19 protein-coding genes and 1 pseudogene are annotated in these 22,627 nt (G+C 61.9%); 13 read left to right on the top strand and 7 right to left on the bottom strand.

Going from position 1 to position 22,627, the window contains the following annotated elements; translation table 11 throughout:
• Window positions 1-215 (top strand): LysR substrate-binding domain-containing protein (locus F6S12_RS00940; protein WP_315868662.1); only part of this gene is annotated, 215 nt, incomplete at its 5' end.
• A 60-nt stretch (window positions 216-275) separates the two neighbouring features.
• Here F6S12_RS00940 and F6S12_RS00935 read toward each other — a convergent pair.
• Window positions 276-878 (bottom strand): glutathione S-transferase family protein, encoded by a 603-nt coding sequence (locus tag F6S12_RS00935; RefSeq protein WP_011062631.1) that lies wholly within the window; start codon window positions 876-878, stop codon window positions 276-278.
• Window positions 879-888: 10 nt separating this feature from the next.
• Window positions 889-2,055 carry a PLP-dependent aminotransferase family protein gene (locus F6S12_RS00930; protein ID WP_053153194.1) on the bottom strand — a complete coding sequence of 389 codons (1,167 nt, stop codon included), beginning with the start codon at window positions 2,053-2,055 and terminating at the stop codon, window positions 889-891.
• A gap of 82 nt (window positions 2,056-2,137) precedes the next feature.
• Here F6S12_RS00930 and F6S12_RS00925 point away from each other — a divergent pair, with 82 nt between their 5' ends.
• Entirely contained in the window at window positions 2,138-2,581 is a 444-nt protein-coding gene (locus F6S12_RS00925; protein ID WP_011062633.1) for a MarR family transcriptional regulator, read from the top strand.
• A 287-nt stretch (window positions 2,582-2,868) separates the two neighbouring features.
• On the top strand, window positions 2,869-4,218 hold the full coding sequence (locus tag F6S12_RS00920) for an NCS2 family permease (protein ID WP_015636600.1): 1,350 nt from the start codon (window positions 2,869-2,871) through the stop codon (window positions 4,216-4,218).
• Window positions 4,219-4,455: 237 nt separating this feature from the next.
• On the opposite strand, the gene uraH is transcribed toward F6S12_RS00920, so the two are convergent.
• Window positions 4,456-4,809: a hydroxyisourate hydrolase gene (gene uraH, locus F6S12_RS00915; protein ID WP_011062635.1), complete on the bottom strand. Its 354-nt coding sequence runs from the start codon at window positions 4,807-4,809 to the stop codon at window positions 4,456-4,458.
• 423 nt (window positions 4,810-5,232) lie between these two features.
• Here uraH and puuE point away from each other — a divergent pair, with 423 nt between their 5' ends.
• The 7 genes and pseudogenes from puuE (at window position 5,233) to F6S12_RS00880 (ending at window position 12,674) form a co-directional block, all read left to right on the top strand.
• Window positions 5,233-6,159 (top strand): allantoinase PuuE, encoded by a 927-nt coding sequence (gene puuE / locus F6S12_RS00910; protein ID WP_011062636.1) that lies wholly within the window; start codon window positions 5,233-5,235, stop codon window positions 6,157-6,159.
• Complete coding sequence (gene uraD, locus F6S12_RS00905; protein WP_011062637.1) at window positions 6,156-6,671, top strand: 2-oxo-4-hydroxy-4-carboxy-5-ureidoimidazoline decarboxylase; 516 nt, start codon at window positions 6,156-6,158, stop codon at window positions 6,669-6,671. Before puuE ends, uraD begins: the two co-directional genes overlap by 4 nt.
• Before the next feature lie 95 nt (window positions 6,672-6,766).
• Window positions 6,767-7,762: an allantoicase gene (gene alc, locus F6S12_RS00900; protein WP_053159747.1), complete on the top strand. Its 996-nt coding sequence runs from the start codon at window positions 6,767-6,769 to the stop codon at window positions 7,760-7,762.
• Between the two features lie 83 nt (window positions 7,763-7,845).
• Window positions 7,846-8,349, top strand: a complete 504-nt coding sequence (locus F6S12_RS00895; protein ID WP_011062639.1) for an ureidoglycolate lyase — start codon at window positions 7,846-7,848, stop codon at window positions 8,347-8,349.
• A gap of 51 nt (window positions 8,350-8,400) precedes the next feature.
• Complete coding sequence (locus tag F6S12_RS00890) at window positions 8,401-9,723, top strand: urate hydroxylase PuuD (RefSeq protein WP_015636602.1); 1,323 nt, start codon at window positions 8,401-8,403, stop codon at window positions 9,721-9,723.
• Between the two features lie 168 nt (window positions 9,724-9,891).
• Window positions 9,892-11,282: pseudogene (locus tag F6S12_RS00885) on the top strand (nucleobase:cation symporter-2 family protein).
• Between the two features lie 606 nt (window positions 11,283-11,888).
• On the top strand, window positions 11,889-12,674 hold the full coding sequence (locus F6S12_RS00880; RefSeq protein ID WP_011062642.1) for an outer membrane protein OmpK: 786 nt from the start codon (window positions 11,889-11,891) through the stop codon (window positions 12,672-12,674).
• 56 nt (window positions 12,675-12,730) lie between these two features.
• Here F6S12_RS00880 and F6S12_RS00875 read toward each other — a convergent pair whose 3' ends face one another.
• On the bottom strand, window positions 12,731-13,516 hold the full coding sequence (locus F6S12_RS00875; protein ID WP_019093447.1) for a FadR/GntR family transcriptional regulator: 786 nt from the start codon (window positions 13,514-13,516) through the stop codon (window positions 12,731-12,733).
• A gap of 160 nt (window positions 13,517-13,676) precedes the next feature.
• Here F6S12_RS00875 and F6S12_RS00870 point away from each other — a divergent pair, with 160 nt between their 5' ends.
• Complete coding sequence (locus tag F6S12_RS00870) at window positions 13,677-14,987, top strand: MFS transporter (RefSeq protein ID WP_161466132.1); 1,311 nt, start codon at window positions 13,677-13,679, stop codon at window positions 14,985-14,987.
• A gap of 15 nt (window positions 14,988-15,002) precedes the next feature.
• A complete protein-coding gene (gene denD / locus F6S12_RS00865) occupies window positions 15,003-15,977 on the top strand; it encodes a D-erythronate dehydrogenase (protein WP_015636605.1) in 975 nt (324 codons plus the stop codon).
• Window positions 15,978-16,053: 76 nt separating this feature from the next.
• On the opposite strand, the gene F6S12_RS00860 is transcribed toward denD, so the two are convergent.
• The 3 genes from F6S12_RS00860 to F6S12_RS00850 all read right to left on the bottom strand — a co-directional run bounded on the left by F6S12_RS00860 (window position 16,054) and on the right by F6S12_RS00850 (window position 21,649).
• Window positions 16,054-19,245, bottom strand: a complete 3,192-nt coding sequence (locus F6S12_RS00860) for an autotransporter outer membrane beta-barrel domain-containing protein (protein ID WP_237615332.1) — start codon at window positions 19,243-19,245, stop codon at window positions 16,054-16,056.
• Window positions 19,246-19,499: 254 nt separating this feature from the next.
• Complete coding sequence (locus F6S12_RS00855) at window positions 19,500-20,666, bottom strand: patatin-like phospholipase family protein (protein WP_011062647.1); 1,167 nt, start codon at window positions 20,664-20,666, stop codon at window positions 19,500-19,502.
• A 50-nt stretch (window positions 20,667-20,716) separates the two neighbouring features.
• On the bottom strand, window positions 20,717-21,649 hold the full coding sequence (locus tag F6S12_RS00850; protein ID WP_015636608.1) for a lipid A biosynthesis lauroyl acyltransferase: 933 nt from the start codon (window positions 21,647-21,649) through the stop codon (window positions 20,717-20,719).
• A 122-nt stretch (window positions 21,650-21,771) separates the two neighbouring features.
• On the opposite strand from F6S12_RS00850, the gene minC reads away from it, so the two are divergent.
• The gene (minC, locus tag F6S12_RS00845) at window positions 21,772-22,506 is read left to right on the top strand and encodes a septum site-determining protein MinC (protein WP_011062649.1); all 735 of its coding nucleotides are present in this window, start codon (window positions 21,772-21,774) and stop codon (window positions 22,504-22,506) included.
• Window positions 22,507-22,627: the final 121 nt, after the last annotated feature.

Genomic DNA, 22,627 nt, shown 5'->3' with positions numbered 1-22,627 from the left:
GCACGGTGCTGGCGCTGGTACGCCAGGGGCTGGGCATTACCTTGCTGCCGGAATCCGCCGATGACGGCCGTGAGGGCCTGAGCCGGATTGCCATCAAACACCCGGGGGTCAGCCGCGAGATCGGCCTGATCCGCCGCAGTGGCCAGCAACTGAGCCCAGCGGCGCAGCGCTGTTATGAGTTGCTACGCCAGAACCTGGCCGGCAAACATCGTTAGCGGGCCCCACAACGCACTGAACCGGCACAAGGCCGGTCCAGTGGGGATAAAAGCACCCGCTCAGTCGAGCATCGGCACGTGTCGCGGATGGCTTTGCACTCGCTGCATCCAGGCCTGGATGCCCGGGTAGCGGCTCAGGTCGAAACCGCCCTCATCGGCCACGTGGGTGTAGGCATAGAGCGCAATGTCGGCGATCGAATAGTGCTCGCCCACCAGGTACGGGGTGCGGCTCAATTGTTTCTCCATCACGTCCAGCGCCTTGTAGCCACGCTTGTGCAACTTCAGGTATTCCTCGCGGCGCTCCTCGGGCAGCCCTTCGTAAAGCTGGATGAAACGCGCCACCGCGATGTAGGGCTCATGGCTGTACTGCTCGAAGAACTGCCATTGCAGAACCTGGGTGCGCAAGCGCGGTTCGCTGGGCAGGAACTGACTGCCGTCGGCGAGGAAGTTGAGAATCGCGTTGGACTCCCACAGGCAGGTGCCGTCTTCCAGTTCCAGAACCGGAATCTTGCCGTTGGGGTTCTTTGCCAGGAAGGCCTCGGTCTGGGTATCGCCCCCGAGAATATCCACCGCCTGCCATTCATAAGGCAGCCCCAGCAGATTGAGCATCAACTTGATCTTGTAGCAGTTGCCCGAACGGTAATCGCCATAAACCTTGTACATGGCCCTCCCCTTAGGCTGCCTGTGCAGCCTGTGCTTGACGTATCACGGTGGCCAGCCGCTTGAGGCCTTCGTCCAGCCGCGCCGGATCGATATGGCTGAAATTCAACCGCAGATGCCCAGGGTTGCGTTCCGGATCGGCAAAGAACGGCTCACCGGGCATGAATGTGACGTCGTGCTCCAACGCCGACTTGAGCAAAGTGCGGGTATCCAGGGGCTGTTTCAAGCTTAGCCAGAAAAACAATCCGCCCTGGGGCACCTGCCAATCCGCCAGATCGGCGAAATGGGTGAGCAAGGCGCCCTGGAATTCATCCCGGCGCTGGCGATAGAAACTGCGCAACTGATCCAGGTGCGTCTGATACTGCTCGCTGCCGATCCACTGCATGGCCTGCCACTGGCCAACCCGATTGGTGTGCAGGTCCGCCGACTGCTTCAGCCGCAGCAGGTGCGGAAACAGGTCCGGGCTGGCAATCAGGTAACCCACCCGCAGGCCCGGCAACAGGGTTTTAGACACGGTGCCGGTGTAGATCCAACTGGCTTTTTCCAGGCGGCCGACAATAGGCGTGGCACTGCCACCATCGAACGTCAGCTCACGGTAGGGCTCGTCCTCGATCAGGGTCACGCCGAACTCGTCCAGCAAATCCGCCACGGCATCACGCTTGGCTTCGCTGTAGCGCACCGCCGAGGGGTTCTGGAACGTCGGGATCAGGTAGATGAACGCCGGCCGGTGCTGCTCCAGGCGCGCGCGCATCTGCACCAGGTCCGGGCCATCGGCCTGCAGCGGTACGGTCAGGCAATCGGCGCCGAACAGCTGGAAAATCTGCAGGGCGGCCAGGTAGGTCGGCGCTTCCAGCATGATCTGGGTGCCCTTGTCGATGTACAGCTTGGCTGCCAGATCGAGGGTCTGCTGGGAACCACTGACCACCAGCACCTGGCTCGCCTCGCAAGGCACCCCGAGCTGGCGCGCCTGGGCCGCCAGGGCTTCACGCAATTGCGGCTCGCCTTCGCTCATGCCGTATTGGCCCATGGCCAACGGCATGTCCTGCCATTGCACCTTGGGCAGCATCACTTCGGCCGGCAGGCCCCCGGCGAACGACATCACTTCCGGGCGCTGGGCCGCAGCAAGGATTTCACGGATCAGAGAGCTTTTGAGACGCGATACACGTTCGGAGAAGGCCATGGAGATCACCGCTAGCGAAGGCTGAGGAAAATACGTCAAACTGCTTGACCGAAATTACGCCGACCTTTGCAGATACGTCAATATGCTTGACCTTAAAAACCAGGCTTCGCAACAAGCGGCCATGGAAGCTTTCTTTTTCGGCTATCAGGCGTTTACCGCCAAGGCCGACGAAATGCTCGAACGCCGGGGCCTGAGCCGGGTGCACCAGCGCATCGTGTTTTTCATCGCCCGCTATCCCGGGCTCAGCGTCAAGGAACTGCTCAATCTGCTGGGGGTGAGCAAGCAGGCATTGAACACACCGTTGCGCCAATTGATGGAAATGCATCTGGTGGACAGCGTCGCACCGGACAGCGACAAGCGTAAGCGCCTGTTGCAGTTGACCGCCGATGGCACAGGCTTCGAGCAATCCCTGCGCCGCGAGCAGGTCAAACTCCTGCAACGGGCCTTCAGCGAAGCTGGCGAGAGTGCGGTCAATGGCTGGCTGGCGGTGAACCAGGCGCTGGCCGGCAAACCCGTCGAAGACTGAGCCCCTGCGGGCGCCATTCATTGGTGCGCCGGCCCCGGCCTTGCCCCAAACCCTTGCACACCCCGGCGCAACGTCGGGGCCGCGATATAGCCATGTTCGCGGATTTTTCGCACACAACCCAAAAAACATTATTTGCTTTCTTTGTATACAAACGCATAATTCGCCCGACGAGTTCTTGACCCACAGGTCAACAAAACCCGCACGCCTTACCTGCCTCAAAGAGCCGCTGCCCACCCTTGCGTGTCCGGCTCTGGAAAAAACAATAAAACTCTTGAGGAGTACTCGCTGTGGAAAGCCGCAAATCCGAAGCCTCTACGCTCGATCTCTCGCCGTCGCTGAACAGCGGCTGGCTGGAGCGCATCTTCAAACTCAGGTTGCATGGCACCACGGTGAAGACCGAGTTGATTGCCGGTCTGACAACCTTCATCACCATGGCCTACATCATCTTCGTCAACCCCAACATCATGGCCGACGCCGGCATCGATCACGGCGCAGCCTTCGTCGCCACCTGTATCGCCGCCGCCCTGGGCTGCCTGTTGATGGGCCTGTACGCCAACTGGCCGGTGGGCCTCGCACCGGGCATGGGGCTCAACGCCTTCTTCACCTACACCGTGGTCGGCACCATGGGCTACCACTGGGAAACCGCCCTTGGCGCGGTGTTCATTTCCGGTGTGCTGTTCATGATCCTGACCCTGTCGCGGGTACGTGAATGGCTGCTCAACAGCATTCCGGTGAGCCTGCGGTTCGCCATGGGTGCCGGGGTCGGGCTGTTTCTCGGCCTGATCGGCCTGAAGACGGCCAACATCATCGTCGACAGCCCGGCCACCCTGATCAAGCTCGGCAACCTGCGAGACCCCGGCCCACTGCTGGCGGCCGTCTGCTTCTTGATGATCGCAGTGCTCAGCTATCACCGGGTCTTCGGCGCGATTCTCATCAGTATCATCGCCGTGACCCTGGCCGGCTGGGGCCTGGACCTAGTGCACTACAACGGGATCATGTCCACTCCGCCGAGCCTGGCGCCGACCTGGATGGCCATGGACATCGCCGGCGTGTTCAACGTCAGCATGATCAGCGTGGTCCTGGCGTTCCTCTTCGTGCACATGTTCGACACCGCCGGCACCCTGATGGGCGTGGCCCAGCGCGCCGGCCTGGTGAACGCCGATGGCAAGATCGAGAACCTTTCCCGCGCACTCAAGGCGGACAGTGCCTCCAGCGTGTTCGGTGCCGTGGTCGGTGTACCACCAGTCACCAGCTATGTGGAAAGTGCCGCCGGGGTCGCCGCTGGTGGCCGCACCGGGCTGACCGCGGTCACCGTGGGCGTGCTGTTCATTGCCGCAATGTTCTTCGCTCCCCTGGCAGGCATGATCCCCGCCTATGCCACCGCCGGCGCGCTGATCTATGTGGCGATGCTGATGATGGGCGGCATGGCCCACATCAACTGGGACGAGGCCACCGACAGCATTCCGGCCATCGTCACCGCGATCATGATGCCCCTGACCTTTTCCGTCGCCGATGGCATTGCCCTGGGCTTCATCACCTATGTGGTGCTGAAGGCCGGCACCGGCAAGTACAAGGAAATCTCCATCAGCCTGTATGTGCTGTGCGCGATTTTCATCGCCAAGTTCATTTTCCTCTAGGACGCCCTGCTCCACCCAGGCCCCATCCCGCTGGATGGGGCTTTTTCGTTGCCGATGATCGGCTGTGGCCAGCAGGTCCGGGGCGGTCACAGGGCCCTTTCGGCGGCGAGCCGGCTCCTGCGGGATCTAGTGGAGCCGATGACCAGTGAAGGCTTTATGCCAGACGAAAAAAAGCCCGCAGTGTGGGCGGGCAAGGACCAAAGAAGCTATTTGCGCAGGATTCTTGGGGGGAAAGTCCTAGCTTCCTCTGTAGGTCGAATAGCTGTAAGGCGAGATCAGTAGCGGTACGTGATAGTGGTCCTGCTCGGCGCTGATGCCGAACCGCAGTACCACCACATCCAGGAACGCCGGCTGCGGCAGTTGCACACCACGGGCACGGTAGTAGTCACCGGCATGGAAGTGCAGCTGGTACACCCCGGAACGGTAGTCATCACCCTGCAGCAGCGGCGCATCGCAACGGCCATCGCTGTTGGTCAGGGTGCTGGCGACCAATTCCAGCTGGGCCCCTTCCACTCGATACAGCTCGACCTTGATAGCGCTGCCAGGGCAGCCATGTGCGGCATCCAAAACGTGTGTAGTCAAACGTCCCATTGATTCTGCGTGCCTGGCGCCTTCAAGCGTTCAGGCCTCGCGCCTCCCGGAGTCAGTAATTGAAGGAGACCGCAGCGTTTCGACCGGTGAAAAGCTGCGGCGAGAGCAAGATTAAGACATTTTTCAAAAAAATTGTACACAATAATAATCGCAAATATTCCCGGCCCCGCGACCCTTCGAATGCATCAGCGGATTTGCCTGAACGCCATAGCGACAGACGACTTGTCATCCATTAGCTGACCATCCAGGCAAGTTTCTTGCAGGTGACAGCCATAGCGATGAAAGCGGAAAAATGCAAAAAATCAGGCTTACAAAGTGAAGACAAACTTGTATACAATCATTCCATCGCAGTGACGCCCACCTGGCTTTCCGGCTTCAGGTTCCGCCACGCCACCGTTATCACGAATAAGAAGGAAGACTGCAGTGAGCGCTGACTACCCTCGCGACCTGATCGGTTACGGCTCCAACCCTCCTCACCCTCACTGGCCGGGCAATGCCCGCGTCGCCCTGTCCTTCGTGCTCAATTACGAAGAGGGCGGCGAGCGCAACATCCTTCATGGCGACAAGGAATCGGAAGCCTTCCTCTCGGAAATGGTCTCGGCGCAACCCCTGCAGGGCGAGCGCAACATGAGCATGGAATCGCTGTACGAGTATGGCAGCCGTGCCGGCGTCTGGCGGATCCTCAAGCTGTTCAAGGAATTCGACATTCCACTGACCATCTTCGCCGTGGCCATGGCCGCCCAGCGTCACCCGGACGTGATCCGCGCCATGGTCGAAGCCGGCCACGAGATCTGCAGCCACGGCTACCGCTGGATCGACTACCAGTACATGGACGAGGCCCAGGAACGCGAGCACATGCTCGAAGCGATCCGCATCCTCACCGAAATCACCGGCGAACGCCCACTGGGCTGGTACACCGGCCGCACCGGCCCGAACACCCGGCGCCTGGTGATGGAGGAAGGCGGCTTCCTCTATGACTGCGACACCTACGACGACGACCTGCCCTATTGGGAACCCAACAACCCCACCGGCAAGCCGCACCTGGTGATCCCCTACACCCTGGACACCAACGACATGCGCTTTACCCAGGTGCAGGGCTTCAACAAGGGCGACGACTTCTTCCAGTACCTGAAGGACGCCTTCGATGTGCTCTACGCCGAAGGTGCCGAAGCGCCGAAGATGCTTTCCATAGGCCTGCACTGCCGCCTGATCGGCCGCCCGGCGCGCCTGGCCTCGCTCAAGCGCTTCCTCGAATACGTCAAGGGTCACGAGCAGGTGTGGTTCAGCCGCCGGGTGGACATCGCCCGTCACTGGCAACAGACCCACCCTTACCAGGGAGCGGCGAAATGACTGCCTTCCAGAGCCTCAAGCCCTCGACCCTGAGCCGCGAAGATTTCGTCAAGGCCTTCGCCGACATCTACGAACACTCGCCGTGGGTTGCCGAAAAGGCCTACGAACTGGGGCTCGACGCCTCCGTCGACCAGATCGAGACCCTGCACCAGCGCATGAGCGACATCCTGTTGAGCGCCGATCACGCCAGCCAGCTGGCACTGATCAACGCTCACCCGGACCTGGCCGGCAAAGCCGCCGTCCAGGGCCAGTTGACCGAAGCCAGTACCAATGAGCAGGCCGGCGCTGGCATTCACCAATGCACCGCCGAAGAGTTCCAGCGCTTCACCGAGCTCAACGACGCCTACAAGGCCAAGTTCAAGTTTCCCTTCATCATGGCGGTGAAGGGCAGCAATCGGCACCAGATCCTCGCCGCATTCGAAACCCGCATCCACAACTCGGTGGACACCGAGTTCAAATGCGCACTGGCTGAAATCAACAAGATCGCCCTGTTCCGCTTGCTGACCCTGTAGCGATTGCCCGCCTGGCCCGAGAAAGCATCTGCATCGATGCATTTCCCAGGGCCTCGCGAGCACCCCGGCCACTGAATTCAAGGCAGACAAGAAGAATGAAAACCAACGCCGTAGCTTTCGAGAAGTTCGTCAACCTGGCCGATGCCCGGCTGGGGACCAAGATCATCTCGGTCACCGATGACTGGTTCGCCGACGCCAACCGCCTGTTCCAACCGACTCCGGCGGTGTGGAAGGAAGGCGTATTCGATGACAACGGCAAGTGGATGGATGGCTGGGAATCACGCCGCAAGCGCTTCGAAGGCTACGACACTGCGGTCATCCGCCTCGGCGTGGCCGGCTCGATCAAGGGCGTGGACATCGACACTTCATTCTTCACCGGCAACTTCCCGCCCTCGGCCTCCCTGGAAGCCTGCTTCCTGGCCGCAGGCGAACCGGATGAAAGCACCCAGTGGACCGAAGTGCTGCCGGCGGTGGAGTTGCAGGGCAACAGCCACCACTACCACGAGATCCACAACCACCAGCCGTTCAGCCACCTGCGCTTCAACATCTACCCCGATGGCGGCGTAGCACGGCTGCGGGTCTACGGCATTCCCTACCGCGACTGGTCGGCCATCGGCGACGACGAACAGGTCGACCTGGCTGCCGCCCTCAACGGCGGCCGCGCCCTGGCCTGCTCCGACGAGCACTTCGGGCGCATGGGCAACCTCCTCAACCCCGGCCGCGGCATCAACATGGGTGACGGTTGGGAAACCGCCCGGCGCCGTACTCCCGGCAACGACTGGGTGATCATCGCCCTGGGCCATGCCGGTGAAATCGAAAAGATCATCGTCGACACCCTGCACTTCAAGGGCAACTACCCGGACAGCTGTTCGATCCAGGGCGCCTTCGTCAAGGGTGGCACCGACAGCCAGATCGAAACCCAGAGCCTGTTCTGGCGTGAACTGCTACCCAGCCAGAAATTGGAAATGCACGCCGAACACAGCTTCGTCGAACAGATCAGGGCACTGGGGGCTATTACCCACGTGCGCCTGAATGTATTCCCGGACGGTGGCGTCAGCCGCCTGCGACTGCTGGGCAAGGTCAAAAAATAAAGGGTCGCGCAGCGCGCGGGCGACCGGTTTGCCCGCAGTAGCCACGGACCAGACAACAACGAACTCGAGATAAGAAGAACAGCATGCGCACATTAGTGATTGAGCCCCTGAGCAAAGAAGCCTTCGCCCCTTTCGGTGACGTAATCGAGACCGACGGCAGCGATCACTTCATGATCAACAACGGTTCGACCATGCGCTTCCACCGCCTGGCAACGGTCGAGACCGCTCAGCCGGAAGACCAGGCCATCATCAGCATCTTCCGCGCCGACGCGCTGGACATGCCGCTGACCATCCGCATGCTGGAACGCCATCCGCTGGGCAGCCAGGCTTTCATCCCGCTGCTCGGCAATCCCTTTCTGATCGTGGTCGCGCCACTTGGCGATGAACCTGTATCGGGCTTGGTCCGTGCCTTTGTCAGTAATGGCAGGCAGGGCATTAATTACCATCGCGGCGTCTGGCACCACCCGGTGCTGACGATCGAAAAGCGGGATGACTTCCTGGTGGTTGATCGCAGTGGCACTGGCAATAACTGCGATGAGCATTTCTTCAAAGAGGATGAGCGTTTGATCCTCGCCCCCCACCAATAAGAGAAGGTCTGATCACCCGACAACAAGGGTGGCAGGCAAGAGGTAAAGACTGTGGAAGCACATCTGTTGGAATGGCTCAACCTGAGCGTGCGTTGGGTACATATGATCACTGGTGTGGCCTGGATCGGCGCATCGTTCTATTTCGTCTGGCTGGAGAACAACCTCAACCGCGTCAACCCCAAGGACGGCCTGTCCGGCGACCTCTGGGCGATTCACGGCGGTGGTATCTATCACCTGGAAAAATACAAGCTGGCACCGCCCTCGATGCCGGAGAACCTGCACTGGTTCAAATGGGAAGCCTACTTCACCTGGATGTCCGGGATTGCCCTGCTGTGCCTGGTGTTCTACTTCAACCCGATGCTCTACCTGGTTGCCCCCGGCAGCGGCCTGACCGGCCCTGAAGGCGTGGCCATCGGTATCGGTGCGTTGATCGCCGGCTGGTTCGTCTATGACTTCCTCTGCGATTCGCCACTGGGCAAGAAACCCGCCCTGCTCGGCTTCATCCTGTTCCTCCTGCTGATCGGCGCTGCCTATGGCTTCAGCAAGGTGTTCAGTGGCCGTGGCGCGTACCTGCATGTGGGCGCCATCATCGGCACCATCATGGTGGGCAACGTGTTCCGCATCATCATGCCGGCCCAGCGCGCGCTGGTGGCAGCGATCGCGGAAAACCGCACCCCCGACCCGACCCTGCCGGCCAAGGGCCTGCTGCGCTCGCGTCACAACAACTACTTCACCCTGCCCGTGCTGTTCATCATGATCAGCAACCATTTCCCGAGCACCTACGGCAGCCAGTACAACTGGTTGATCCTGGCCGGGATCGCGGTCCTGGCGGTATTGGTGCGTCATTACTTCAACACCCGTCATGACAGCCACAAGTTCGCCTGGACCCTGCCCGTCGCGGCACTGGGCATGATCTGCCTGGCCTACGTGACCGGCCCGACCCCAGCGCCAAGCGCTCCGGAAGTGGCCAAGGCCCAGACCCAGTACCAGCCATTGCCGGAAACCGCCCTGGGCGGCAAGCCGGCAACCTCGGCTGCGACAGAGGCACCGGCCGCTCCAGCCGCTGCGGCAACGGCTCCGGCCAGTGCCCCGGCGCAGGCGGCCAATGCCGGCCCGTCCTTCGACAAGGTGCATAGCGTGATCCAGGAGCGTTGCGCGGTCTGCCATTCGGCCAAGCCCACCAGCCCCCTGTTCAGCGCAGCACCAGCCGGGGTGATGTTCGACACTCCTGAGCAGATCCGCCTGCAAGCCGCGCGGATCCAGGCCCAGGCCGTCGCCAGCCAGATCATGCCGCTGGGCAACATCACCCAGATGACCCAGCAGGAACGCGAGCTGGTCGGTGCCTGGATTACCCAGGGAGCCCAGACCAACTGATCAGCCTGGTACCCGGCTGATTCGCGAGCAAGCTCGCTCCTACAGAACCGCAATTGTCTGTAGGAGCGGGCTTTCTTGCCATCAGTCAGAAGATTCGCCTGTTGCAAACACGTTGCGCGTAAAGACGCAGCGGTTAAATCACAAGAATAAAAAGATCCGAGGTGTTGCATGTCCGATTCATCCGAACAGTGCGTCCCCGATGCGCCCGCCATTCAGCGCTTGCCCTTCCTGCAACTGATCCTGGTCGGCCTGCAGCACGTCCTGCTGATGTATGGCGGTGCAATCGCGGTACCGCTGATCATCGGACAGGCCGCTGGCCTGAGTCGTGAAGAAATCGCCTTCCTGATCAATGCCGACCTGCTGGTTGCCGGGATCGCCACCATCGTCCAGTCAATGGGCATCGGCCCCATGGGCATTCGCATGCCGGTGATGATGGGGGCCAGCTTCGCCGCGGTGGGCAGCATGGTGGCCATGGCCGGCATGCCCGGCATCGGCATGCAGGGAATTTTCGGCGCAACCATCGCCGCCGGTTTCTTCGGCATGCTGATCGCGCCGTTCATGTCCAAGGTGGTGCGCTTCTTCCCGCCGCTGGTCACTGGCACGGTCATCACCTCGATCGGTCTCTCGCTGTTTCCCGTGGCGGTGAACTGGGCAGGCGGCGGCAGTAGCGCAGCCCAGTTCGGCTCGCCCATCTACCTGACCATCGCCGCTCTGGTGCTGGGTACCATCCTGCTGATCCACCGCTTCATGCGCGGCTTCTGGGTGAACATCTCGGTACTGATCGGCATGGGCCTGGGCTACATCCTCTGCGGCCTGATCGGTATGGTCGACCTCAGCGGCATGGCCCAGGCGCCCTGGCTGCAGGTGGTCACACCGCTGCACTTCGGCATGCCGCAGTTCCACCTGGCCCCGATCCTCTCCATGTGCCTGGTGGTGGTGATCATCTTCGTCGAGTCCACCGGGATGTTCCTGGCCCTGGGCAAGATCACCGGCCAGGAGGTCACCCCACGCATGCTGCGTCGCGGCTTGCTGTGTGATGCCGGGGCATCGTTCTTCGCTGGCTTCCTCAACACCTTCACCCACTCCTCCTTTGCCCAGAACATCGGCCTGGTGCAGATGACCGGCGTGCGCTGCCGTTCCGTGACCATGGTCGCCGGCGGCCTGCTGATCGTCCTCAGCCTGCTGCCCAAGGCGGCGTTCCTGGTGGCGTCGATTCCACCGGCGGTGCTGGGGGGCGCGGCCATCGCCATGTTCGGCATGGTGGCTGCGACCGGGATCAAGATCCTCCAGGAAGCCGACATCGCCGACCGGCGCAATCAGTTGCTGGTGGCCGTGAGCATCGGCATGGGCCTGATTCCCGTGGTGCGCCCCGAGTTCTTCGCCCACCTGCCCCTGTGGATGAGCCCCATCACCCACAGTGGCATCGCCATGGCGACCTTGAGTGCGCTGGTACTGAACCTGCTGTTCAACATTCTCGGGGGCAGCGAGCGCGCGGCCAGCAATGCGGATCACGCCCATCAGCACTGAGTCACCAGCAGGGTGCCGGTTCGGCGCCCTGACCTTGCTTCACCGTTCATGCTTGACCGCAGCGCTCGCCCACTCAGGATCGAGCGCTACCCATTAGACGCTGCGCCTTGAAAATAAGAACAAACAGGGAGCAACACCTATGCAGCCTGCCCAGGCTTTCCTGGCGGTGGCCGCTGGACGGCCATTAGCGCCATGCAATCCCCCTGACGGCCGCCAGTCATTGGCACTCTATTGCCCTTCAATGCGGATGCTTGCCTGAGATGGCCCGCATACCCGCCCCAAAGTGGTTGCAAGTGCGCCGTTGCGGAGCACTTGAGCCCTGCCGTGAGAGCCAGTATTCTCCGCGGCCGCGCAAGCCTGGTCTAAAAAAAAGCCCGGATGAAAAACCTGACCCAAGAGCCAACTTATCCCGGCCTGGACAGGTAACAAGGCGCAAGAAAACATCGCGAAAAACACTCTCGCCCGGCGGTATCGCTACAGCCGGACGGGAGTTTTTTGCTTTTTTTCGGCCTTGGCTCAGCTCTTGCTAACAGCAACAAAGCTGACCGATCGGATGGTTTTTTGCAGCAACGAAAAAAGGCGCCAAACCAGAGCGCCAAGCCAAAAAAACGTGGAACTACCTACTTGGGAGCAACCGAATGAAACCGATGTGCAAGAGCCTGATGTTGGCCGCCAGCTTGCTGGCCGGGGGGCAGGCCGTGGCTGGCGACCTGTTGCAATGGCAGAACAACAGCCTGACTTACTTGTATGGCAAGAACTTCGAAGTTAACCCGCAGATTCAACAGACGGTCACTTTCGAACATGCCGATGCCTGGAAGTACGGGGATAACTTTTTCTTCCTCGACCGCATCTTCTATAACGGCAAGGAAGACGGCAACGTCGGCCCGGACACTTACTACGGCGAGTTCACGCCACGCCTGTCGTTCGGCAAGATCTTCGACCAGAAACTTGAATTCGGCCCGATCAAGGACGTGCTCCTGGCGTTCACCTACGAGTTTGGCGAAGGTGACAACGAGTCCTACCTGATCGGCCCGGGCTTCGACCTGGCAGTCCCTGGCTTCGACTATTTCCAGCTGAACTTCTACCAGCGCCACACCGAGGGCAGCCGCCCGGGCGACAACGTCTGGCAGATCACGCCAGTGTGGTCCTACACCATTCCCGTGGGCCGTTCGGACATCCTGATCGACGGCTACATGGACTGGGTGGTGGACAACGACCAGAACGCCAAGGGTACCTACCACGCCAACCTGCACTTCAACCCGCAGATCAAGTACGACCTGGGCAAGGCGCTGAATTGGGGCGCCAAGCAGCTGTACGTCGGCTTCGAGTACGACTACTGGAAGAACAAGTACGGTATCGAGGACTCGCGCAACTTCGAGACCAACCAGGACACCGCCAGCCTGCTGGTCAAGTACCACTTCTGATGCTTGGCTGATGCCGCCTGCGCCCCTCCATGGAGGGGCGCAGGCGGTATTTGCCATCAGGCAATGCGTGAACCGGAATCCCGCCAGAATGCCGGATCGGCACTCTTGAGCCGCTCCACCGCGTTATGGATGTGGCTCAGCGCCGCTTGCCTCGCCCCTTCGACATCCCGCGCCGCAATCGCCCGATAGACCGCCAGATGCTCGGCACGCACCGTGCGCGCCAGATCCTTGCGCCGTTCCTCATTGGAGCGGGTGATACGAATCGCTTCCTTGATGAATTGCGCAATGAATTCATGCAGGGAGGGGTACAGCGGGTTACCGGTGGCCTGGGAAATCGACAGGTGGAACGCCAGGTCCTGCTCCACCCCATCCTGACCCGCCTGCTCGGCGCTATCGATAGCCAGCAGCGCTTGATGAATCGCCTCTAACTGCGAAGGGGTATGGCGCTGGGCCGCCAGGGCCGCCGCCTCGCCTTCGATACCACGACGCAGTTCGGTGACCCTGAGCACCGCCTCGATCGAGCCACGTACGTCCAGGTCGATAGTGAACGCCTTGATATGGGCGCCCTCGCACACCACGGTGCCGCTGCCTTGGCGCACCTCCACCAGGCCCGCCGACTTCAAGCGCGATATGGCCTCGCGGATGACGGTGCGGCTGACGCCGAAACGCTCGCACAGAACCGGTTCGGTGGGCAGGCGCGCTCCCGGCAGGACTTCGCCATTGGCGATGTGTGCCTTGAGCGCCGCAGTCACCTGGTCCGCCAGCGTGCCCTTGGCCGAATCCTTGAGCGTCGCCAGGGAATCGGCGGCGGGGAAAGCGTTATCAGGCTTGGACATGGGCATCTCGGTAGTCAAATTGGCTAACGGTACTGCATTTCAGGCACGCCGTCCTGCCCGAAGCCCGCCATTGAATTCGTATGATGTATTATGTTATCTAAGCCATGTCAGCAAGTCCGATAAAAACAAAATCACCCAAATACAAGAAACAAGGATGGGTAAAGACATGCCTGAATCACTGTCGCAAACCACCTCGGCCCCGGTCACCGCCTCCTTCGAGGACCTGGCCTACCGTAAAGTCGCCTGGCGCATCCTGCCGCTACTGTTGCTGTGCTACCTGGTGGCCTATCTGGACCGGGTCAACGTCGGCTTCGCCAAGCTGCAGATGTCCGAAGACCTGCAGTTTTCCGAAGCGGTCTATGGCCTGGGCGCCGGGATCTTCTTCATTGCCTACTTTCTGGTGGAGATCCCCAGCAACCTGATCCTGCATCGAGTCGGCGCGCGGCTGTGGATCGCGCGCATCATGATCAGCTGGGGCCTCATTTCCTCGTGCATGGCCTTCGTCAGCACTCCCACTTCCTTCTATGTCATGCGCTTTCTGCTGGGCATCGCCGAGGCCGGGTTCTACCCGGGGGTGATCCTCTACCTGTCGTACTGGTTCCCCTCCAACCGCCGCGGCAAGATGTACGCACTGTTCGCTACCGCCGTGCCGCTTTCGGGGCTGATCGGCGCACCGCTATCCGGGTGGATCATGAGCGCCCTCAATGGCCATCACGGATTCGCCGGCTGGCAGTGGATGTTCTTTCTCGAAGGCCTGCCCTCGATTCTGGTGGGCGGCCTGGTGATCTACTGCCTCAGCGACCGGATCGCCGACGCCGGCTGGCTGACCCAGGAACAGAAGACCCTGCTGCAGAGCAGGATCGAGGCCGAAACCGACGGCCACCAGGTACACAGCGTGCGCCAAGTGTTCGGGCAGCCGCGGATCTGGCTGCTGACCGCCATCTACTTCTGCATGATCGCCGGCTTCTACACCGTCGGTTTCTGGCTGCCCTCCTTGATTCGCCAGGCAGGCGTCAGCGACGTCTTCCAGGTCGGCATGCTCACCGCGATTCCCTATGCCGCAGCGGCGCTGACCATGGTGCTGATATCCCGCAGTGCCGACCGCCTGCGCGAACGTCGCTGGCACCTGGCGCTGACCGCGGTGCTGGGTGGGGTGGGGCTGATGATTTCCGCCACCTGGAGCGACAACTTCACAGTGTCGATGATCGGCCTGACCCTGGGGGCCATGGGCGCCTTCAGCACCCTGCCACTGTTCTGGAGCCTGCCCACTGCCTTTCTCGGCGGCACCGCAGCGGCAGCCGGGATTGCCCTGATCAACTCCTGGGGCAACCTCGCCGGGTTCGTTTCACCCTACCTGATGGGCTTTCTCAAGGACCTGACCCAGAGCACCACCATCGGCATGTACGTGATGGCCAGTGCGCTGTTCGTCGGAGCCCTGCTGGTCTTCAAGATCCCCGGAAAACTGGTCAATCGCTGATAGTTGGAGTCACTCATGAATATTCTTGTCACCGGCGCCGCCGGGTTTCTCGGACGCCGCCTGATCCAGGCCCTGCTCGAGCGCGGCTCACTCACCGACCGTCACGGCCAGTTGCACCCCATTCAGCGGATTACCGCGTTCGACCGTGAACCCGTGCAAGGCCTCGACGACCCTCGGGTCCTGGTCAAGGGTGGGGATATCACCGATCCCCAGGTCCTGGCGAACCTGATCGACGCCGACACCCAGAGCATCTTTCACCTGGCAGCAGTGGTCTCCAGCCAGGCAGAAAGCGATTTCGATCTGGGCATGCGCGTCAACTTCAGCGCCACCCAGGGACTGCTGGAACGCGCGCGACAGTTGGGTACTTGCCCGAAGTGGGTGATGACCAGCTCGGTGGCCGTCTTCGGTGGGCAACTGCCGGACACCGTCGGCGATGATCAAGTCTGGTCACCCCAGAGTTCCTATGGCACCCAGAAAGCCATGAACGACCTGCTGCTGGCCGACTATAGCCGTCGCGGCTTCGTCGATGGCCGCAGCCTGCGCATGCCCACCATCGTCGTGCGCCCGGGCAAGCCGAATCTGGCGGCATCAAGCTTTGCCAGCGGCATCATCCGTGAGCCCCTCAACGGTCAGGCCAGTGTCTGCCCGGTGCCCTTGAACACCCGGCTATGGCTGATGTCACCGGCACAGGCCATTGCCAACCTGGTTCACGGTCATGAGCTGGCCGCCGAGCGCTTGAGCCAGGGCCGGGTGATCAACATGCCCGGTTTGTCACAGACAGTGGAGCAGATGATCGATGCGCTGCGCGAGGTGGCCGGTGACGCGGTGGCCCGGCAGGTTCAATTGCGGCCGGATGCAGCCATCGAGCGCATCGTCGGCTCTTGGCCGGGAGCGTTCAGCACACCTTATGCAAACCAACTGGGCTTCACCGCAGACCCGGACTTTGCCAGCGTGATCCGACAGTTCATCAGGGATTATCTGCATCGTTGAACAACGGACCGCCCCCAGGATGGCCTCCTTGAGCTGGAGGCCGTCCTCGCTGGGTTTGCCACAAGACCTGCAAGCACTACCAGCTGTAGCTCAGGTTCAACTGCCCGCCGTAACCGTGCTCGCTGGCGCTTCCCGAATGGCCGAATAGATGACTGGATAGCTCCACATCCCGAGCGACCCGTACCTGGGCTCCTACCTTCAATTCCAGAGCATCCCGCGATGGCCTGGCATCGAAGCTGTTACTCCCCATCCGTACCGACGGCACCGCCTCGCTATGCAGCCAGTTGGTTTCGACAAAGGGTCGCAGCACCGATTCATCGGCTGCCTGACCAGGCTGCTGGTAGAGCCGCACGCCAATACTGGAACGCCAGGCATCGGCAGTGCCATTGCGCAACCGCGTATCCCGCAAGTCTGCGGCCCTGGCGGTATAACGGCTATAGATCAGCTGCCCGCGAGGCTCCACCACCCAGGCCCGGAAGGGAGAATCAGCGGCAAATGGCGCCAATGCATACCCGGACTCCAGAGAGGCCGACCATAGGTTCGAATCATAATCGGCGGACCCCAGTTCACTGCTCAGCCGGTTGGTATAGCGACCGTACTGCAACCAGGTGTCGACATAGGCGCCCAGCCGGTTCACGTCATCCGCATAGAAAGTGCCATACACGCCCGCCGAATAACCCGAGACCTTGCCATGGGCCTTCGCGCGAACAGCAGTATTGGTGTCGCGGCGCATCAATGTGGAGGTCGAGTCGATGCGCGCGTCGCCATAGCCCGCCATGAGCCCGGCATAGAGCGCACCTTGCGCGCCCACCGGCCGGCGCAGCAACGCCCCGCCCATCTGCACCACATCGCTGCTGGAATCGATATCGACCTTGCCTTCGGCCATGCGCATGCCCTTGTCATGCCGCCCCTGGGCCCGCATCCAGAGTCCCGAAACCTGGCGGTCGGCCCCCAGGCTGCGCTTGCTGGCACGGTCCTGCAGGCCATGGTCGAACATTGTCCTGGTGGCCTGCTGGGTGCCGATATATGCCCCGCCTTCCGGTGCCACCTGGCTGGCTTCTGAGGTCAGGTACCAGTCATTCGTGTTGCCCGAGATGCCACCTTGCACCAGGCCGTACTCATAGCCATTGATCGAAAGGCTGCCGACGCTCCAACGATAACCGCTGGAGCCCGTGTCCAGGTAGAAGGCGTCGGCTGCGATGGTTCCGCCATTGATCGCCTGCACCAGGGGGATCCCTTCCTGCGTCAGCCCCCCCTTACCGCCAGCGTTGAGCACTCGCACTGCGGTTCGGCCACTGGCCGTTCCACCATCGATGACCAGCCGGTCGCTGGGGGACGTGTCTCCGCCCAGGTGGGTGTTGAATACCATCGTGCCATTACCGATGTAGTCGTTAACGGTCAGGGTCTGGAAACCGGCTGCGCCGAACACCAGCGTACCGTTGTTGGTCAAGGTGCCCAGTGTCGAGTCACTGCGTATGTTCCAGCGGCTGCTGTCATCGAGCAGCAGGCTGTTGATCCGCCCCCCGCTCTCGGCCCGCAGAGCCCCCGTCAATTCCGAGCCGGCGCTGAGGCTCAGGTCCACACTGCCGTTCTGGGCAAAGACATCGCCCACCAGCGTCGAGCCGCTGGCCTCGACACTGACCTGGCCGGTATCGACGGGAACATTGTTCAACATTGCCTGGCGGGTCTGCAGAAAGATGCCCCGGGCCTCCTGCCCATCGGCACGCGCAACAATGCTCGAGTTCATCAGAGTGAACTGATGATCGCCGCCACTGGCCAGCAAGCCTGCGCCATCCTGGGTACTGATCTGACTGCCGGTCAGCGAAAGGCTATTGCTCGCCGTCCCGCTGTTGACATAACTCCAGACGCCAGACGCCAGGTCCCCGTGAGTGGCCAGCCGGGAGTTCTCCAAAGTTGCCACCGCACCATTGCCCAGTGCCAGGGCGGACGCACCGTTGCCGTTGGTGATGACCTCGGAGCTACTGGCGGCCAGACGCGCATCGTCCGCCCGCACGAACAGACCATGGGCCGCTTGCCCATGGGTGACGACCTCAGACTGTGCCAGGCGCAGGTCGGCTCCCGTAGTTTGTGCCAGGGCGCCGAAGGATCCGGCGCCGAAGGTTTCAATCCTGATATTGCTCGCCTCAATGCTGGCATCGCTGTCGAACTGGTTGTACAGGTACAAACCCAGCGAATTCGCACCATGAGTGGTGATGCTGCCGTTGCTCAGCGTCGCCTGGCCGGCCCGGTTATCCAGCCCGTGGGCAAACTGGGCGCCGTAGGTGTCGATGCTGAAGCGATCGGCCACCAGCTTCGTCTCGGGCATGAACATCCATATTCCGCCTGCTTGAGCTCCAGAGGAGCTGATGCGGACGTTATTCAACGTGGCGCTGGCGGCGTCGCCATTGAGGTTGAGCCCATAGCCATTGCTGGAGCTCAGCGTTGCATCGCGAATATCGGCTGACGAGCCAACGCCGTCGAAGTCGTACCCCAGAAATACTGCGTCCTCGTGGGCGGTGAGGCTGCCGCCAAGCATCGAGAATTTGCCACCATAAAGTCGGGCGCCGGAGTAACTGGCAGAAGTGCCATGGCTGTCGATGAAGGCCAGGCTTGACCCGGCCCCCCTGACATACAGAACCGAAGCGTCCTCGCCCGCCGTATTGATGGTGACCGCCTCCAGCGTCATTGAGGCGCGCTGGGACACCTCGGCGCCATATCCGCTGGCATTACTGGTAGAGATGCTCAGATTACGAGCTTCCAGAGCCGTTCCCGCACCCGAGGCGACCACGCCATGGCCATAGGTGCCGAGGGTGGTAATGCTGCCACCGACAAGCGTGATACGGCCACCACCGTACGCGTATGCACCAAATGACTGCCGGGAAGTGAGCGAGGTGCCGGTGGCGACGATTTCACTGCCAGGACCACGGGCCTCGAGCGCGTAAGTGCGGTGGCTCAGTACCTGGCTATCCACCAGAGTCACGTGTCCACCATCGCTGGCGCTGACCCCGACCGTGAAGCTGCCGACCGGGGAACCGGCCTGGATATCAACCCCTTCGGCATTCAGGTTATTGCCCTTGGCCGAAATGTTGATCGCCGCCCCCGGGCCGTCATAGATCACGGAGTCGCCCGGATGCAGGCTCATCGAATCACCGCCAGCCGGATTGGAGAGATCAATCTGGCCGTACTCAGCAGCTCGCGCCTGGATCGACACAGCCACGAGGGACATCGTAAAAAGGCCCGACAGCGTCGAGCGGACCAATCGTTGCATGAGACTACCTACCACATTTGCGTCGCAGGCTCCTCAAGACAATGTCCACAATTGACAGCAAATGGCCGTAGAAGGCAGGAGGAACCGCGATGATGATCGACATTGATCACCACCATCATCCAAGCGATCCCGAACCTTTGTAATCAGATTGATCTCAAAAGACTGCACCGGCCCTCGGCAGCGCCGGCAATAGAGAGCAGGAAGGGCTGCGCGGATTGTTCCGCACGCAGGCGCGTGCATGCTCCCAAGCGGATTCAGGCCCGTGGCGCGCGCGCCAGCCCAAGGAAGCGCGCCAGTTCCTCGCGCTTGGCCAGGGCGTCACTGCGGCCCAGCTCGATCAGCTCGTTGCAGTAGGCCGCTTCAAACAGCAGATAGCTCAAGACCCCTGCGCCGCTGGTGCGGGTCGCCCCGGGCCCACGCAGGAATACACGCAACGCTGCCGGCAGCTCATGCCGATGACGAGCGGCAATCTCGTCGATGGGCTGGCTGGGGGCAATCACCAGTACTTCCACTGGAGCAATGCCCAGGGCGCGGTCGGCCGCACTGCCGGGCAGCAACCGGCTGAAGTGATTGAGCCGCTCCAGCAATTCGATATCGCTTTCCAGGCTGTCAATGAAGGTGCTGTTGAGCATGTGCCCGCCAATCTGCGCCAGGGTCGGCTCCTGACCGGTATAGGTCCGCTGCCCGGCACTCTCCGGGTCGTTGCCCCGCGGGTTGCCGCTGACGCCCACCACCAGCACACGGCTGGCCCCCAGGTGCAGGGCCGGGCTGATGGGCGCCGACTGGCGCACCGCCCCATCGCCGAAATACTCCTGGTCGAGCTTCACCGGCGCGAACAGCAAGGGGATCGCCGAGCTGGCCAGCAAGTGATCCACCGTCAGATGGGTGGGAATGCCGATCCGTCGATGCCGCAACCAGGGATCGATCACCCCGCCCCCTTGATAGAAGGTCACCGCCTGGCCGGATTCGTAGCCGAACGCGGTTACCGCCACAGCGTGCAATTGGCCCTGGGCAATCGCGTCGTTGATGCCCGACAGGTGCATGTGTTCGTTGAGCAGCTCGCGCAGCGGCGAGTTGTTGATCAGCGCCACCGGCACCTGGGCACCCAGCCCCAGCAGGCTGTGGCCGACAAAGCGGCTGGCCTGGCGAATGACCCCGGGCCAGTCGCTGCGCATTACCTGATCACTGCGAAAGTTGCGCCAGAACGCCGTGAGGCGCTGGATCGCCGCAGAAAAGTCCGCGGCGCCACTGGCCAGGCTGACGGCATTGATGGCCCCCGCTGAAGTGCCGACGATCACCGGGAACGGGTTGCGCGCCCCCGGGCCCAGCAACTCGGCAATCGCCGCCAGCACGCCGACTTGATAAGCGGCCCGGGCACCACCGCCGGAAAGAATCAAACCTGTTACCGGTCCAGCACTCATTGCTTCACTCCATCCATGGCGTACCAGGGCCGCTCATCAAGGCCAGAGGGTCAACCGCGCTTCTTATAGAGCTTGGGCTCGCCTGGCGGCCGGCTCTTGAAGCGACGGTGAGCCCAGAGGTACTGCTCGGGGCAGGCGCGCAAGGCGGTTTCCACCCACTGATTGATCCGCAGGCAATCCTCCTCTTCGGTGGCGCCGGGAAAATCCGTCAGGGGGGCATGGATCACCAGACGGTACCCACTGCCATCGGCCAGGCGTTCCTGGGTGAAAGGCACCACCAGCGCCTTGCCCAGGCGGGCGAACTTGCTGGTAGCGGTGACCGTCGCAGCCTGGATACCGAACAGCGGCACGAAAACGCTCTGCTTGGCGCCATAGTCCTGGTCCGGCGCATACCAGATCGCCCGTCCGGACCGCAGCAGCTTGAGCATGCCGCGCACGTCGTCGCGCTCCACGGCCAGGGAATCGAGGTTGTGGCGCTCGCGCCCGCGGCGCTGGATGAAGTCGAACAGTGGGTTCTTGTGTTCGCGGTACATGCCATCGATGGTGTGTTGCTGGCCCAGCAGCGCCGCGCCGATCTCCAGGGTGGTGAAGTGCAGGGCCATGAGAATCACCCCATGACCGTCGCGCTGGGCCTGCTTGAGGTAGTCCAGCCCTTCGACATGGGCCAGCCGAGCCAGCCGCGGCTTGGACCACCACCAGCTCATGGCCATCTCGAAGAAGGCGATCCCGGTGGAGGCGAAGTTCTCCTTGAGCAGGCGTTTGCGTTCCGCGGCGGACTTTTCCGGGAAACACAGTTCCAGGTTGCGCTTGGCAATCCGCCGGCGCTCACCGGCCACCCGGTACATCAGCGCCCCGAGGGCGCGACCGATGTGCAGCAGTGCGGCATAGGGCAACTGGACGATCAGCCATAACACACCAAGCCCCAGCCACAGCGGCCAGAAACGTGGAGACAAGAATGCAGCTCGAAAACGCGGGCGATCCATTACAGATTCCGGGACAGACAACAAGGTCGCGCATTCTACATCGGTTCGACCTGGCTTGCGGGGCGCGGGCGATCTCGTTATAAGTCTCGGCACTTTTAGTGACAAGCCGCCTTCTGCAGACCATGAGCCAAACCGAATCGCTAGACCAAGATCCTGTGTTCCAGTTAAAGGGCAGCATGCTCGCCATCACCGTGCTGGAACTGGCCCGCAACGACCTCGAAGGCCTCGATCGCCAACTGGCCGCGAAAGTCGCCCAGGCGCCGAACTTCTTCAGCAACGCCCCGCTGGTACTGGCCCTGGACAAGCTGCCTGCTGGCGAAGGCTCGGTGGATCTGCCCGGGCTGATGCGCGTCTGCCGCCAGCACGGCCTGCGGACCCTGGCGATCCGCGCCAGCCGCATCGAAGACATTGCCGCGGCGATTGCCGTCGACCTGCCGGTGCTGCCGCCTTCCGGCGCCCGGGAGCGGCCGCTGGAGCCACCGGAAAGTGAAATCAAGAAGCCGGAAAAACCGCCGGAACCCACCATCAAACCGACTCGCATCATCACCTCGCCCGTACGCGGCGGGCAGCAGATCTATGCCCAGGGTGGCGATCTGGTAGTGGTGTCCTCGGTCAGCCCCGGTGCGGAACTTCTCGCCGATGGCAATATCCATGTATACGGCCCCATGCGCGGTCGCGCCCTGGCCGGAGTCAAGGGTGACACCAAGGCGCGGATTTTCTGTCAGCAATTGAGCGCTGAACTGATCTCCATCGCAGGCCAGTACAAGGTTTCCGAGGACCTGCGACGCGACCCGCTGTGGGGCTCCGGAGTCCAGGTCAGCCTGTCGGGTGACGTGTTGAACATCACACGTCTTTAACGGATACTGCCGCATTTTCCAAGCATCTCTAAAACGTAGCGAAAACGGCTCAAACGAAGTAGGAAATTGGCAATCAGCAGTGTTTATCGACGATAAACCCTGCCGCTGACCGAGCTCCAGC

This window comes from Pseudomonas sp. JV245A, assembly GCF_032424515.1.
Taxonomy (GTDB): domain Bacteria; phylum Pseudomonadota; class Gammaproteobacteria; order Pseudomonadales; family Pseudomonadaceae; genus Aquipseudomonas; species Aquipseudomonas protegens.
This window is presented reverse-complemented; position numbering and strand designations above follow the sequence as displayed.

Excerpts from the sequence above, each read along its gene's own strand:
- F6S12_RS00855 (WP_011062647.1), bottom strand. The coding sequence starts at position 20,666 with ATGAGTGCTGGACCGGTAACAGGTTTGATTCTTTCCGGCGGTGGTGCC.
- F6S12_RS00870 (WP_161466132.1), top strand. The coding sequence starts at position 13,677 with ATGCCTGAATCACTGTCGCAAACCACCTCGGCCCCGGTCACCGCCTCC.
- F6S12_RS00935 (WP_011062631.1), bottom strand. The coding sequence starts at position 878 with ATGTACAAGGTTTATGGCGATTACCGTTCGGGCAACTGCTACAAGATC.
- uraD (WP_011062637.1), top strand. The coding sequence starts at position 6,156 with ATGACTGCCTTCCAGAGCCTCAAGCCCTCGACCCTGAGCCGCGAAGAT.
- F6S12_RS00880 (WP_011062642.1), top strand. The coding sequence starts at position 11,889 with ATGAAACCGATGTGCAAGAGCCTGATGTTGGCCGCCAGCTTGCTGGCC.
- alc (WP_053159747.1), top strand. The coding sequence starts at position 6,767 with ATGAAAACCAACGCCGTAGCTTTCGAGAAGTTCGTCAACCTGGCCGAT.
- F6S12_RS00850 (WP_015636608.1), bottom strand. The coding sequence starts at position 21,649 with ATGGATCGCCCGCGTTTTCGAGCTGCATTCTTGTCTCCACGTTTCTGG.
- F6S12_RS00895 (WP_011062639.1), top strand. The coding sequence starts at position 7,846 with ATGCGCACATTAGTGATTGAGCCCCTGAGCAAAGAAGCCTTCGCCCCT.
- minC (WP_011062649.1), top strand. The coding sequence starts at position 21,772 with ATGAGCCAAACCGAATCGCTAGACCAAGATCCTGTGTTCCAGTTAAAG.
- denD (WP_015636605.1), top strand. The coding sequence starts at position 15,003 with ATGAATATTCTTGTCACCGGCGCCGCCGGGTTTCTCGGACGCCGCCTG.
- F6S12_RS00925 (WP_011062633.1), top strand. The coding sequence starts at position 2,138 with ATGCTTGACCTTAAAAACCAGGCTTCGCAACAAGCGGCCATGGAAGCT.
- F6S12_RS00860 (WP_237615332.1), bottom strand. The coding sequence starts at position 19,245 with ATGCAACGATTGGTCCGCTCGACGCTGTCGGGCCTTTTTACGATGTCC.
- uraH (WP_011062635.1), bottom strand. The coding sequence starts at position 4,809 with ATGGGACGTTTGACTACACACGTTTTGGATGCCGCACATGGCTGCCCT.
- F6S12_RS00930 (WP_053153194.1), bottom strand. The coding sequence starts at position 2,055 with ATGGCCTTCTCCGAACGTGTATCGCGTCTCAAAAGCTCTCTGATCCGT.
- F6S12_RS00875 (WP_019093447.1), bottom strand. The coding sequence starts at position 13,516 with ATGCCCATGTCCAAGCCTGATAACGCTTTCCCCGCCGCCGATTCCCTG.